This window comes from Streptomyces sp. NPDC043996 (assembly GCF_056435225.1).
The window spans coordinates 72,680-84,735 of record NZ_JBWKEY010000023.1 but is presented as its reverse complement, the minus strand read 5'-3'; the positions used below and the strand labels follow the sequence as shown (position 1 = coordinate 84,735).

At 68.4% G+C, this 12,056-nt stretch carries 13 protein-coding genes; 6 read left to right on the top strand and 7 right to left on the bottom strand.

What is annotated here, in order from left to right:
- Positions 1-225: 225 nt before the first annotated feature.
- From AC07A4_RS39980 to AC07A4_RS39960, 5 genes are all read right to left on the bottom strand, one after another.
- A complete protein-coding gene (locus AC07A4_RS39980) occupies positions 226-801 on the bottom strand; it encodes a transcriptional regulator (RefSeq protein WP_478609136.1) in 576 nt (191 codons plus the stop codon).
- Between the two features lie 283 nt (positions 802-1,084).
- Complete coding sequence (locus AC07A4_RS39975; RefSeq protein WP_478609133.1) at positions 1,085-1,234, bottom strand: hypothetical protein; 150 nt, start codon at positions 1,232-1,234, stop codon at positions 1,085-1,087.
- 64 nt (positions 1,235-1,298) lie between these two features.
- Entirely contained in the window at positions 1,299-2,021 is a 723-nt protein-coding gene (locus AC07A4_RS39970; RefSeq protein ID WP_478609130.1) for a hypothetical protein, read from the bottom strand.
- 495 nt (positions 2,022-2,516) lie between these two features.
- On the bottom strand, positions 2,517-3,122 hold the full coding sequence (locus AC07A4_RS39965) for a hypothetical protein (protein WP_478609127.1): 606 nt from the start codon (positions 3,120-3,122) through the stop codon (positions 2,517-2,519).
- A gap of 322 nt (positions 3,123-3,444) precedes the next feature.
- Positions 3,445-4,629, bottom strand: coding sequence for a helix-turn-helix domain-containing protein (locus AC07A4_RS39960; protein ID WP_478609125.1), 1,185 nt, complete (start codon positions 4,627-4,629; stop codon positions 3,445-3,447).
- 146 nt (positions 4,630-4,775) lie between these two features.
- Between AC07A4_RS39960 and AC07A4_RS39955 the strand changes: the two genes are divergently transcribed.
- The 5 genes from AC07A4_RS39955 to AC07A4_RS39935 all read left to right on the top strand — a co-directional run bounded on the left by AC07A4_RS39955 (position 4,776) and on the right by AC07A4_RS39935 (position 7,906).
- Positions 4,776-5,216: a hypothetical protein gene (locus tag AC07A4_RS39955; RefSeq protein ID WP_478609123.1), complete on the top strand. Its 441-nt coding sequence runs from the start codon at positions 4,776-4,778 to the stop codon at positions 5,214-5,216.
- Positions 5,213-5,395: a hypothetical protein gene (locus tag AC07A4_RS39950; RefSeq protein WP_478609121.1), complete on the top strand. Its 183-nt coding sequence runs from the start codon at positions 5,213-5,215 to the stop codon at positions 5,393-5,395. The genes AC07A4_RS39955 and AC07A4_RS39950 overlap by 4 nt, the downstream gene beginning before the upstream one ends.
- Positions 5,396-5,549: 154 nt before the next feature.
- Entirely contained in the window at positions 5,550-6,092 is a 543-nt protein-coding gene (locus AC07A4_RS39945) for a GNAT family N-acetyltransferase (protein WP_478609118.1), read from the top strand.
- 46 nt (positions 6,093-6,138) lie between these two features.
- The gene (locus tag AC07A4_RS39940) at positions 6,139-6,267 is read left to right on the top strand and encodes a hypothetical protein (protein ID WP_478609116.1); all 129 of its coding nucleotides are present in this window, start codon (positions 6,139-6,141) and stop codon (positions 6,265-6,267) included.
- Between the two features lie 67 nt (positions 6,268-6,334).
- Positions 6,335-7,906, top strand: a complete 1,572-nt coding sequence (locus AC07A4_RS39935; RefSeq protein WP_478609115.1) for an asparagine synthase-related protein — start codon at positions 6,335-6,337, stop codon at positions 7,904-7,906.
- 236 nt (positions 7,907-8,142) lie between these two features.
- Here AC07A4_RS39935 and cyaB read toward each other — a convergent pair whose 3' ends face one another.
- Together cyaB and AC07A4_RS39925 are read right to left on the bottom strand one after the other, a co-directional pair.
- Positions 8,143-8,697 (bottom strand): class IV adenylate cyclase, encoded by a 555-nt coding sequence (cyaB, locus tag AC07A4_RS39930; protein ID WP_478609113.1) that lies wholly within the window; start codon positions 8,695-8,697, stop codon positions 8,143-8,145.
- Positions 8,698-9,409: 712 nt separating this feature from the next.
- Positions 9,410-10,915 carry an FAD-binding oxidoreductase gene (locus AC07A4_RS39925; protein ID WP_478609110.1) on the bottom strand — a complete coding sequence of 502 codons (1,506 nt, stop codon included), beginning with the start codon at positions 10,913-10,915 and terminating at the stop codon, positions 9,410-9,412.
- Between the two features lie 378 nt (positions 10,916-11,293).
- On the opposite strand from AC07A4_RS39925, the gene AC07A4_RS39920 reads away from it, so the two are divergent.
- Complete coding sequence (locus AC07A4_RS39920) at positions 11,294-11,833, top strand: hypothetical protein (protein ID WP_478609107.1); 540 nt, start codon at positions 11,294-11,296, stop codon at positions 11,831-11,833.
- Positions 11,834-12,056: the final 223 nt, after the last annotated feature.

Genomic DNA, 12,056 nt, shown 5'->3' with positions numbered 1-12,056 from the left:
GGCACTACCCGTCAGTTCCAACCAGCAGGTCACTGAGGCTGCGTCACTGACACTCAGGCAACAATGCCCAACTGACACGCTCCCGCAGACCATCAACAGGATTGACGGTCCGTCATTTTTGCTTTCCGTATCTGTCTGACGTAGCGTCAGAACAAATTCTGACGCTACGTCAGACCTCTTATTTCTGCTTGACGGATCATGGATTCCCCACAAATCCTGAAGGAATTAGGCAGCAAACCCAATATTCGAAACATACTCGAACTGCCCCCACTGCGAGCCGAGATCCACAACGGCATCATCAACCCAAGCCTCATCAAGGGCAACACTATCTCCCCTGACCCAGGCATCGATAATACGGTCCCAGTGGCGGACGTTCAGGGCACGGAATTCCACCACCCGCTGACGCGGCCTCTCCACCTGAGACTGGTTCACCGGATGGAACTTCACACGGGTCCCACGAGCATCCCGGTTCAGACGGGCCAGAAGGTAACGGGCCACGTTACGGCGACGAACAGCCCGGTAGGCAGCCTCGATCCTCTCCAAGTTCCGCTTCGACGGGCTCTGTTTGCCCTCCAGCCACGCCTTCAACGTACGGTCAGTGACCGTCAGACCCGCCTCACGCGCAGCTCGACGGGAACGCTCAGTACGGGTCAGGTAATGCAGACGCGCCACCAGACCACGCCGCACAGTAATCGGAGTAGCAATGAAACCAGCAAGCCGATCGAGCTGACGAGCAACAGCCTCATGGCCCTTAATGCCACGAGCGCCATACTTTCCGAACTCATCATTCCTCTCCGGCATACCGCTTCATTCCCCTTTCTTGACAGCCGTACACCACGGCTTCCAGGATACCTCAAATACCTTCACTCTACTGTGAATTAGTGCCTATTCCGGGTCCAACGCGCTCCCTCTCTCAACCATCAAGAGCCGAGAACATCCATCAGGTGGTCATCGAGATCGGCCACCCAATGCTCCCGCCTCCATGGCCGCAGTTCGCGGCGAGCCTGTCGCAGGCGAAGCGCGGAAACCCGGCCCCCGTGGCCGACGCGGCAGCAACGCATCGGTGCAGCAGCTGCACGGCGTCTTACGGCTCGCTGAGCCTGATGCGGGCGAGCGCCTGGTCCGTAGTGACGATGGCCCGCGGCACCTGCTCCCGCAGAGCCGACAGGGTCTCCACGGACCAGGCGAACCGGTCGTGCGCCTCGGTTGGATCTCCGACGCACAACTCACACACGCCCTCGAAATGATCGTTATCTAGGGTTGTCAAGTAAAGCCGCAGGTAGTATGCCTCTAGCACGTTAGGCAAGTGGACTGAGAGAGCGCGCCCGACCTGACGTCAGGACTTGCTCGGCGGCCACGCACACCGACTCCCAGATCTTGGCAATCGACACCTGGTTAATCGAGACGGTCTCGCTGTAGCCGACGTAGCCGAATCCGTTGTCTAGCACAGGCTCGAACCCCTGGGTGCGCCATGATCGAACAATCGCCTCCTCGACGGCTCGGGCGTCAGCGCCGACCTCGAACGGCATGGCTTCCACCTGGTTCCAGCCGTTACGGCGGTGCTCAGCGAGGCGCCCGTTCGTGGGGCTGTCCTCGCAGATCCCGATCTTCGCCGCAATGAGATCGGGCTTGACGACCAGGTAGAGGAGGGCGGGTCGATCCGGCTTGAAGCCATGATCAGCGCATGTTTCGCAGGTGCCGCTTCGCTTGTAACTGTTGAGGACGGGGGCGCAACGGTGCCCTTTGGCCCGACAGCGCCCGGGCCACTTCGTTGCATCGTTCGCATACGGGATATCTGCGTCGGGTATGTATCCCCAGTCGTAGGCACGCTGCCGGGCCGCCCCATCCGAGAGGCGCCTCTTGCCGCCGCAGTGTTCGCAGCCGCCCTGCTTGCCGTTCCTGATGTTGTCCAGCCTCGGGCCGGGCTCACACACCCTCAGGCAGCGAAGGCACAAGGACCGGGTGGAAGTCTTCACATCGACGACTTCCTCCAGAGGCAGCATGCGCCCGAGCTTGATCATGTCTGCGCGTCTTCTGAGTGCCCGCTTGCGGTTCCGGCAATACTTGCAAGCCACTTCGCCGTTACGCGCCAGCGTCCTGACTTGACTGAGGTATGTCGGGATTGGCTCCGCGTGTCCCTTGCAACTCGGTGTGAGACAGCGGACTTTGAAACGTAAGGATACCCGGCCGGGGTAAGGATCCACGGGCGCGACGCCTGAGGCACGTAGTTCGCGCGTTACGGCAGCGTGATCAACCTTGGGGTGCTTCATAGTTGGCACGGTCTCACGTGCCACTGACGGCCGTTCGGAGACAGCAAGCGCTCTTGCCGCGGACAGTGCGGGCGAGGGGTACCTCGTCAACGCGACGCACGGCCCATAGCGCTCCGGTACCCACCAGTGCGGTGCGCCCATGTCGCCCACGGTGCCGGTGCGAGCGCCGCGCGTCGGGCAGGCACTCTGCTCCGGATCGGGTTCGGCCCGCACCCGGATCGGGTGCGGGCCGAACCCGATCAATGTCTAGGGGTGCCGAGCTGAATCAACAGGCTGAAATCGGCGGGGGGTCGCGATCCAGTCACGATCGAATACTTCTCCGTGGGCCTCGTTGAGGACCAGATCCCAGTCCGTGGTGCGGGTGTATCCTTTGCGCGCAAAGTGAGCGCTCCACCACACCATTGCCGAGTAGGTTCGAATGCGCTCGATCGTGATGTTGTAGGGCATGCTCCCGACACCTGCCATCCAGCGGGTGTCGAGGTTGTGCCAGCAAGCATGGTGGTGAACTTTCCAGCGCGCGGGCCACGGTGTGTCTGGCTGGCGAATTGCCCCGAGGTGCAGGTGGTCTTGCACAGTCGCAGCGTCACCAAGCGCCTCCAGCTCACGGCGCCGATCAATTCGGTCTCGCTCACACTGCTCGTACGCTTCTCGTGCAGCTCGGTGCTCGAGCCAACTGACCCAGATCATGCCGGTCTTGGGATCTACCGTGTTGCCGCAAGCTCCGCACAGGGCCACGAAGTCGGGGACGTCCGACTCGGCTGAGCGCAGTCGGCGGCGAGCTTGGGTATAGGGCTCGTCGGTCTCGGCCATCCGCTTTCGGATAGCTTGCTTCTGCTGTTTGTTTTTGGTCATTCCGTGTCCTCGCCTGCAGAACCCCACGCGTCCCGCTACGGATTTGGAAGACCGGCGCAGACGGTTCTCGACGGGCGAGTCCCGTCGTGCGAGTCATGGACCCTTGTCCTCGGCGCCGTTCGCAGCGTGGGCGCTCACCGGCTCGGAAGCGGGCGGGCACATCCGCCACTGGCGAGGGAGCTTATCGCTCACCCGAAGCGCGGCTCAAGACCAGTAGGACCCACTTCCAGCGTGTCGCCCAGTACGTCGAGCCCCGTTCATGGAGGTCGGCCACCCTTGTGCGCCTAGGCACGCAGGTCGAGAGTCACGTGATCCGCCGTGGTCAGTCGGTAAGGCCGGTTCGCTTGGCCATGGCCAGCAGGGCGGGCTTGCTCCGCTGGTGCATGACGAACAGGACGCGGATGACCTCGCGGCTCATGGGGTGGATCTGCGTCATCTGCGGAGCGACTGCGAACGCGCGGTCCAGCCAGCGCTCGGCCTCGTCCAGGTGGTGAGTCGCCAGCGCTGCCCGGGCCCCGTCGATGCACAGGCGTCCGATCCGAGAAGCGGCGAGTCCCCGGGGAGGGTTGTCCTTGAGCGGGTCGGACATTTCCACGGCCCGGTCGGGCCGGTCGAGCTCGATGTGGGCGGCGAGCTCGTACAGGGCGGTGTTGCCCGCGCCGAAGGTGAGGTTGTGCCGCAGGAGGTCGCCGTGGTCGCCGAGCTGGGTGGCGAGGCGTTTGGCGTGGCGCAGGTGGTCGTCGGTGGCGTGCTCGTCCCGGTTGCGTGAGGCCAGGACGACTCCGCGCAGGTGGAGGGAGCCGAGTGTGACGATGTGGTCGGTGCCGCTGCCTCTGGCCTGTTCGTACTGGGAGATGGCCTGCTCGACGATGGCGAGTCCCTCGTCGTACTGGCCGGCCGACTGAAAGGTGCCCGCGAGGTTCCATGCGGTGGCGGCCTCGGCGTCGGGGTTCCAGGTTCGCTGTGCGGCCCATGACTGCCGGGAGACGATCATGTCCGCCAGGTCGTACTCGCCCATCCGGTGGGCGACGGCGTACGCGCACCCGTACAGGTCCGCGACCTGGCCCCACGCGGTGGCGTCTCCGCCCGCGTCGAGGGCGGTCGCGGTCGCCTGCCCGAGGAGCCTGGGCAGTATCCGCAGCAGCTCCAGGTACTTGGTGTCCGCCCTGAGCTGGGCTGCGGTCTGAAGGCCCACGGCCAGCTCGCCCTGGGGCGGGGTGTCCTCGCTGGGAAGGGTGTGGCGGCGCACGGCCAGACGCAGCGCGTGGAGGTGGTCGGCCTGCTCCAGGGGGCTGCGGAAGGGCTGTCCGTAGATCCTCCCGGTCGTCACGTGCAGGGCCTTCGACGCTGCGGCCGCGACCGGCGGCGTAACCGGCCGCTGGGCTCCCTCGATCTTCTTCAGGTAGGAAACCGAGATCCCCATCATCCGGGCGCACTTGGTCTGGCCCAGTCCCCGCGCCTTGCGCAGGACCGCGATGTTCTCCCCGGCCGCTGGTGCCTTTTCCATGCTCTCAACTGTCGCACGGGGGCGTCTGTCCGGAAACCAACTCCCTTATGGCCCTGAGGCGTTGTGTCCCTCTTGTGTCCACTGATCTTCCTCGCCGGGAGTTCTCTGATGTGACCGGACGGCATACGCAGGGACGGAGAACGACCATGAGTGGAAGACCGGCCCCCCATCAGCCCTTGCAAGGAACCCTGCTGGGCACGGCATGCCCTTTCCTGCCCCGCACGGGTGACCTGGCCGCTGACCCGGGCAGGGGCGGACGGATCGGTATCATCACGGCCCTGCCCAGCGATGAGTGCGCCGACTACCGCCTGCGGTCGCCCGCGGGCGACGAGGAGTGGACCGCGCCCGCCGACGGCACCGCGCTCACGCCGGTCCCGGCCAGGCCCACCCACGCCACGCTCGCCAAGGAGCCGGAGCCGGTCTACGACCGGCGGGCCAGCCAGGCGTCCATGCCCCTCCTGGTCCACTTCGAGGACGGCACCACCTGCGAGGCCACGGCGATCCTCACCCCCGCCGAGATGGAGCGCCTGTACGCGCAGGCAGGCCGCCTGCTCGCCGACCACGACGCCCGCTGGGGCAAGCCGTGAAAGGCCAGCACCGGCCCCCGGCGCACGATCGCGACCTGCTCACCCCCGCCTTGGCCGTCATCGGCACGCTGTGCTCCGCGGTGAGCGTTGCCCTGTTCGGGGCGGCCCTCGACACCGAGCTGCGTAGTCAGGCACCGGAGCAGCCCGTCTCCCGTGCGGACATCCCGCCGCACGACTGATCTCCCGCCCGCCCGAGCCCAGACCCCGCGATCGGGCGGGCGGGACCCTCACCGCGGCCCGCCGCCTGCGGACGCTCGGTCTGGCCAGACTGGGGCGGCGCGTGCGCTGCAGGTCACGTGCCACCGTCGAACTGCCAGGGAGCTGCTTGTGTACATGGTGCGTCCGGCCGCCGCCGGGGACCAGGAGCCCATCGCCGTCATGGTGCGTGCGCGGTGCGCGTGGATGCGCGAGCGCGGTATCCCCGACTGGCCCCGCACCGAAGAGGACGTGCGGATCGTCGCCTCGCAGGCCGCCAACCCCCACTTCCCCGTGTGGGTACTGACCGAGGGCGAACAGATCATCGGCTGCACCAGCGTGTTCACCACGACACCCGAGTGGGGCTGGACGCCTGAGGAACTGCAGGAGAGCGCGCTGTTCCTGGCGTCGTCCTTCACCCACCCCGACCACCGGCAGCACCAGCCGGGCCGCCTCATGGCCTGGTGGGCGCTGGGCCGGGCCGCCCGCGACGGCATCACCTGGGTGCGTCGCGGCACGTTCGTCGAACGGCTGATGGCCTACTACCGCGACGTGCAGGGCTGGCAGCTCGTCCACACCCCGCAGCGCAAGGGCCGCACCGCCTACCTGATGGCCCGCCGCGCGGAACTTCTCCCCGCGCTGGCGGAACTGGTCAAAGACTCCGGCACTCCGTTGGGGTGACCGGGCCGCACCACCACGCGTACCGCCAACGAGAGAGGTGACCGGCATGCACGACCCCACACCGTTCGAGGGCCTGTTCGCGGACAAGGAGGTCCGCACGGTTCCGGGCCTGGACCTGCTTTACACGAAGAAGGAAGGAAACTCCGACACCCAGACCGAGACTGACGACATCTGACCGCAACCGGGCGGGGCGGCCTCGGGCCGCCCCGCCTGGCTCCACATCCGAAAGGGGAGGAAACGACATGTTCAAGTTGCGGTTAGAGGGCGCCCCGGACGCGGAGGGCTGGCGGTTTGACGGGCGCCGCTGGTGGTGCGGGGCCTCGTGGGTCGAGCCGTTCGCGCACCCGGCCGTCGAGCACGTCGTCTTCGTGGCCCGCCAGCCCCGGCGGGCCGCCCTGATCGTCCGTGAAGTGGCCACCGGGCAGCCTCAGATGACGACGTACCGCCAGAGCGTCAGCAGCAGCGGGTACCAGCGCATGCTCGACCAGGCCGAGCAGTGGCCACTGCACGTCATGCGAGTGGAGGTCACCGACGGGCAGCCGGTCCGGATCACGTGCGGGCCGCGCGGCGTCGCACCCCTCTACCTGCGTGCCGCCCACGGCAGGCTGGATGCCTCCTGGGACGTCCTCGATCTGGCCCCCGACCCCGGCGACCTGGACGAGCGGGAGGTCACGGCGTATCTCGCCTACCGCCCCCGGTACAGCACCGCCACCGTGTTCCGCGGTGTCCACCGGCTCACCGAACGCGCCACCGCCTCCTGGAGCCCTTCCTGTGGGCTCGTCCTCGCCTACCCGGAACCGGCCCCGCACTCTCTCCCGCGTGTCCTGCGCGAGGACGCCGACCCCGTGGCCGCGTTCACCGGCCTGCTGCGGCAGGAGATCACCGCCCGTCCGCTCACCGCCGAGCAGTGCGCGGTGGAGCTGTCCGGTGGCATGGACAGCACCATGACCGCTCTGGCCGCCGCCGAGGCCGTCGGCTCCGCCCGCACGGCCGCCCTCCTCCTCGGCGGCCGCGCAGGCGCCCAGCAGGCCCGCCGACGGCACCAGATCAGCGAACGCGCGGGGCTCGGCCCCGACGTGACCGTGCCCGTCGAAGACTGCGCCCCCTTCCGGCCCGGCGGCCGCCGCACCGCCGGACGCCGCTGGAGCCCGCTGGACGGCACCTACGCCGAAGCCATGAGCGAGCTGTACACCTGCCTGCGGGATGCTGGAGTGCGGTGGGTCCTGACCGGCATCGGTGGCGACGAGCTGTGCTTCCAGCGACCCGAGGAGCGAGCCCGCAGCGGCGACCCGTGGAACCTGCGGCCCGTCCCCGGCCACCTCGGCCCCCAGGCACGCCGCCACCTCCCGCACCTGACGGAGGACCTTGCCCCGGCCTCCGTCTTGCACGCCTCCACCGTCGCCTCCGTCGGCGTTCACAGCGCCACCGCCATGCGTCACGGCCTGTGGCCCATCAGCCCGCTGGCTACCCCGCTCATCCTGCGGTTCGCCGAGTCCCTTCCGCACGCCTGGCGCCGTAACAAGCACCTCATGCGCCGCCTGCTGGAACGGGCCGGGTACTCCGCCGAGGTCGCCCACCCGCCGATCCCGGAAAACTTCACCACCACCTGCGAGAGCGCCATGCGCCATCACGGCCGCCCGCTTCTGGAGAGCTGGCTGCCTGATCTCCGCCTCGCCAAGATCGGCCTCATCGACGCGCAACAGCTCGCCGCGCAGTGCGCGAGCGTGGCCGCCACCGGCCAGCACGCCAGTGAGCTGTACCGGCCACTGGCACTAGAAGCCTCACTGCGAGTCCTGACCGAGGCTCATCCCTGAACCGCGTGACGTCCAGAACCATGGCGTGATCGGGTTGCCCGCCCTGCGGCTCACTGTCGTCAGCCAGTCCCCCGCGCGGGTGCCTTTGCCGAGGGCCAGTGACACGGCGGGCGCCCCAGATACGGCCGCTGCTGGCGGCCAGCAGATCGTCCAAGCCTGGGTGCAGCCCGCAGGGAGCGGCGCAGCTCTGCCCAGCAGCGGCCTGTCATGGCCACCGGGTATTCGCGCGCTCAGGGTCACATTCGCTGAGCAGCTACTGCCCCTGTGTATGTCTCCTTTGTGAGGTCGCCAGCAGTGATGCCGAGTTCGGTGAGCACGGCCCGGATGTCTGCCAGAGCGTCGGCCAGCTCGGCTTCCTCTACCAGTGTTTCGACTTCGAGGAACACGCCGTCGAGTTCGGGGACGCGTACGAGCGTTGCCAGCATCTGTCGCCCCCTGGCCTCGAACTCGTAGTTGCGGCAGTGCTTTTCGAACGCGATGACCACCGCGTGGCCAAGGCCGCGAAGGATCGCGTGCGCTGCTTCCACGCCTTCGACGAAGACCTCGTGCTCAGGCTTGGATCCGGACGCGTCATCAACCGACGTGTCCTTGAATGTCAGCACCGTGCGTGTGCTCTGTGGCCCGTGCACCGTGCGCACTCGCAGCTCCTGGTCCGCTGCCGCCAGCGAGGCGTCGTGTCGGTCATAGTAGGTGTCCTGGTACACCTCGATGCGGGCGGGCGCCCGCTTGTCCAGCTCGTCCATGACTGTTTCCGGCGCGCGCACTTGCGCCTTCAGCTCGGCCTCGATCACCGGTTCCCCTTCCGTCAGACGGTGCGCTGCGCGCCGCCGATGACCGCCTCGAACATCTTGCAGAACCCTCTCCTGGACGACTACGAGTACCCGGACCCGTGCCGGGCCTACCGCGACCACCTCGATGCCTGCCCTCCTCATCCACACCGGCCTCCTCACCAGCTGCGTCGAAGGCTCCCGCCTGTGCGCTGCATGGCTAGAGGAGGACTGGCCCGGCTACGGAGCAGCTGGAACAACACGGTGGGCGGGAGCGAGCCGGCATGAGTGACGTGAGCGAGCCGCTGCGGCTGTTCGTCGTGCCCCCCGTTGAGCTCGCTCGCCCCGGAGCAGCGGGCCGGTGTTGTGTGCGTGTGGTGCCCGCGGGCGCTGCCGCCCGGCGAGGGCATCGGTCTCAGCGCCATCGGCACGGCGCGGGTACGTGCCTGCTTGGCCTGTCATGTGGTGCAGAGCCGCGCTCTGGCCACGTATCAACGGGTCCGTGTTCAGCTACCTGCACGCCCGCTGATGCCCGGCCTCCGCGAGCCGTCCGGCGCCGCTGTAGGCCGTGGAGGCGGCGTGGTCGGGACGACTCACGCACCCTGATCAGCGGGTGCCCGAGGGCCTGGCCGCTCTCTGCTTGGTGAGTGCGGTGCCGTGCCGTGCCCTGGCCGGTGGGTGCGGTGTCCGGCCCGGCCGGGGCGGCCGGGCCGGATGCCTGCTCGTTCCTGGCCGGTCAGGCCGCGGGCGGGATGTTGTGGTTGACGCGGAAGAGGTTGTGGCGGTCGTAGCGGCGCTTGAGTGTGGTGAGGCGTTCGTAGTCCCGTGGGCGGTAGGCGCGGCGTACCCGTGTGGCGGTCTTGTCGTGGTCAGTGAGGAAGTTGGGCTGTGTGTGCCCGGTCAGGGAGGGGCCGAGGATGTCGAAGAGCTGCTGCTGCCCGGCTTCGAGGGCGGCGTCCTTGCCCGGATCGGGTGCCACGTCCGCGACGAACAGGTTGAATGCGGCATCGCGCGGTCCGACCGCGCTGGGGTGCTTGGGGGCGCGTGCGAGGGCGCCGCCGAGGTGGCGGAGCTCGACGATCATCGGGGGCCGGTTGGCATCGGGGCCCGCGGCCCGCAGCAGGCGCCGCAGTGTCGTGTCGTCCAGTGCCCGCAGCGCACCGGCGCGCTCGCGGGTGCGGATCGGGCCCGCCGGATCGGCGTAGATCTTCGCGATGTCGGTGTACGGCATCTCGGCCACGCTGTCCTGGACGGGACCCAGGGCGCGCAGCGGGCGCAGCAGTTTCTCGCCTTCGGTCGTGTCGCCGGTGAAGGCGACGCGGAGCTTGGCGAGGGTTTTGCCGCGCAGTGGTTCGGGGAAGGCGGGGCTGTTGGTGGGGACGTTCACGATCGCCAGTGAGGTCGTCATGCGTTCGGTGAGGTTGTGGGTGAACTTCTGGTAGGCCCTGAGCAGTTCGGGTATGCCGCCGGTGAACAGCATGTTTCCGCCGTACAGGCGGGTGAGGGGGAAGAGGGCTGTCTCGATTTCGGTGATCACGCCGAAGTTGGACTTGCCGCCGCGTGCCGCCCAGAACAGGTCGGCGTCGCGGTGCGGGGTGAGTCTGCGCCGTCGTCCCTTGGCGTCGACCAGGTCGATGCGGGTGACGTGGTCGGCCGCGAAGCCGACGGTGCGTCCGATCACTGGGAGGCCGCCGCCGCTGGTGTATCCGGTGACGCTGACGTCGACCGCTGAGCCGGTGGCGGGCGCCAGGCCGTGCGCGGCTGCTGCGTCGATGAGCTCGGAGAAGACCACGCCGGGGCTCACTACGGCGGTGCGCCGGGAGGGGTCGATGCGGATGCGTTTGAGCTGGCGGGTGTTGATGAGCAGCCCGCCGTGCGCGGAGCGGGAGATGCCGTGGCCGGTGGCCTGCACGGCGATCGGCACGCGGTGGTGGGAGGCGATGCGCACGGCGGTGGCGATGTCATCGGCATGGCACGGCAGGACGATCGCCGCCGGGTGGTGGTCGATGACCCGGTGGTAGGCGGCGCGCTCCGCGTCGTAGGCCGCGTCTCCGGGGACCAGTACCCGGTCGTCGGGCAGCGCGCGGCGCAGCTGTGCGGCCAGCGTGTGCTCCCCTGGGGTCGTGGTCGTGGTGTCGTGGGCGGATGCCGGGGTGGCGGCCACGGCACCGGCGGCGACGGCGAGGGCACCGGCCCCCGCGGCCTTGAGCGCGGTACGGCGGCCAGGCTGCTGCTGTGACACTTGATGGGTCCTTGTCTCTCGTGAACGCTCGTGTCGTACGGGTACGACGACGCCGGGGCTTCGCGGAGAAAGCTGGCATCTGGTGATCAACAGCGGCTCAACGGTGGATAAGCGTCCCGGCGTACGGCTCCGGCGGCCGCGCAGGGTGGTGGTCTGAGGCTGGTCGCCTCAGACCACCAACGGCTACGGCACGGCCAGGACTGCCGTGCAGGGACGGTCGGCAGCGTTATCGGGGTCTCCGCTGACCGCGCCGTCAGGGACCTTCATCGCCATTCACTCGGTGACGTGTGAGACAAGCTCCTGCCCCGCCCGCGGGCGAGGTGGGGCAAATCATGAAGTACCGGGTCTCTGGCTGCTGTTCGGGAGTACCTTCGCTTCATGGACGACGCCTGGCAGAACACCCCCGTGAAGCCTCGGCCCGACTATCCGCCCAAGACCCCGCCCCCGCCGAAGAAACCTCCCTCGCCGCCGCCTCCCGACCCCCCGACTCCGCTACAGAAGCAGACCGGCACGCCACCCGCCCGCCGCCGCCCGGCAGCGCTGATCGCCAACCGGCGCGCCGCCAACTGGGCCCTGGAATGCGCTCCCTGGTCGCAGGCCAAGGCCGCGGCCAAGGTCGTCGAACAGCTGCGCTCCTGGGGACACCTCACCAGCGCCGCACAGCGGGAGAAGTGCGGCGCAGTGACCCGCCTGCTGGCCGGGGCCGCGCTGGGTGACGGCGGGCAGCGCATCACCATCCACGTGGCCGACCAGGACGGCGCAGCCCTGATCATGGCCCTCTCCCACCAGGACGGCGGGCCCGGCCAGAGCGACGAGGCGTTCCTGGAGGAGGTCGCCGCGCTCGGGGTGCTGTCCTGCGGCGCCGACACCGAACCAGGCGAGGCGGGGAACCGGCGCTGGGCCCTGCTGGAACTGTAAGACGGCCCCCCTGAGCCGCCTGGCTGAGGTATGTCCGTGCCGACGGAACACACGGGCGCCGCGCATCATTTTCTGGTGCTGGTGACCGCCTTGTCGCATCCAGTCGCCCCGGGTACGTCCGTGCCGTCTCCCCTCAGACGGGTGGGCCAAGGCTCACCGCGCCGACGGCGTCCTGGGAGGTCTTGCGCTTCGGCCACGGCGAACGGAAACGGCCCGAGGGCGT

Coding starts and splice junctions, on each gene's coding strand:
- AC07A4_RS39960 (WP_478609125.1), bottom strand. CDS start 4,629: ATGGAAAAGGCACCAGCGGCCGGGGAGAACATCGCGGTCCTGCGCAAG.
- AC07A4_RS39940 (WP_478609116.1), top strand. CDS start 6,139: ATGCACGACCCCACACCGTTCGAGGGCCTGTTCGCGGACAAGGAGGTC.
- AC07A4_RS39920 (WP_478609107.1), top strand. CDS start 11,294: ATGGACGACGCCTGGCAGAACACCCCCGTGAAGCCTCGGCCCGACTAT.
- AC07A4_RS39970 (WP_478609130.1), bottom strand. CDS start 2,021: ATGATCAAGCTCGGGCGCATGCTGCCTCTGGAGGAAGTCGTCGATGTG.
- AC07A4_RS39945 (WP_478609118.1), top strand. CDS start 5,550: ATGGTGCGTCCGGCCGCCGCCGGGGACCAGGAGCCCATCGCCGTCATG.
- AC07A4_RS39965 (WP_478609127.1), bottom strand. CDS start 3,122: ATGACCAAAAACAAACAGCAGAAGCAAGCTATCCGAAAGCGGATGGCC.
- AC07A4_RS39955 (WP_478609123.1), top strand. CDS start 4,776: ATGAGTGGAAGACCGGCCCCCCATCAGCCCTTGCAAGGAACCCTGCTG.
- AC07A4_RS39935 (WP_478609115.1), top strand. CDS start 6,335: ATGTTCAAGTTGCGGTTAGAGGGCGCCCCGGACGCGGAGGGCTGGCGG.
- AC07A4_RS39980 (WP_478609136.1), bottom strand. CDS start 801: ATGCCGGAGAGGAATGATGAGTTCGGAAAGTATGGCGCTCGTGGCATT.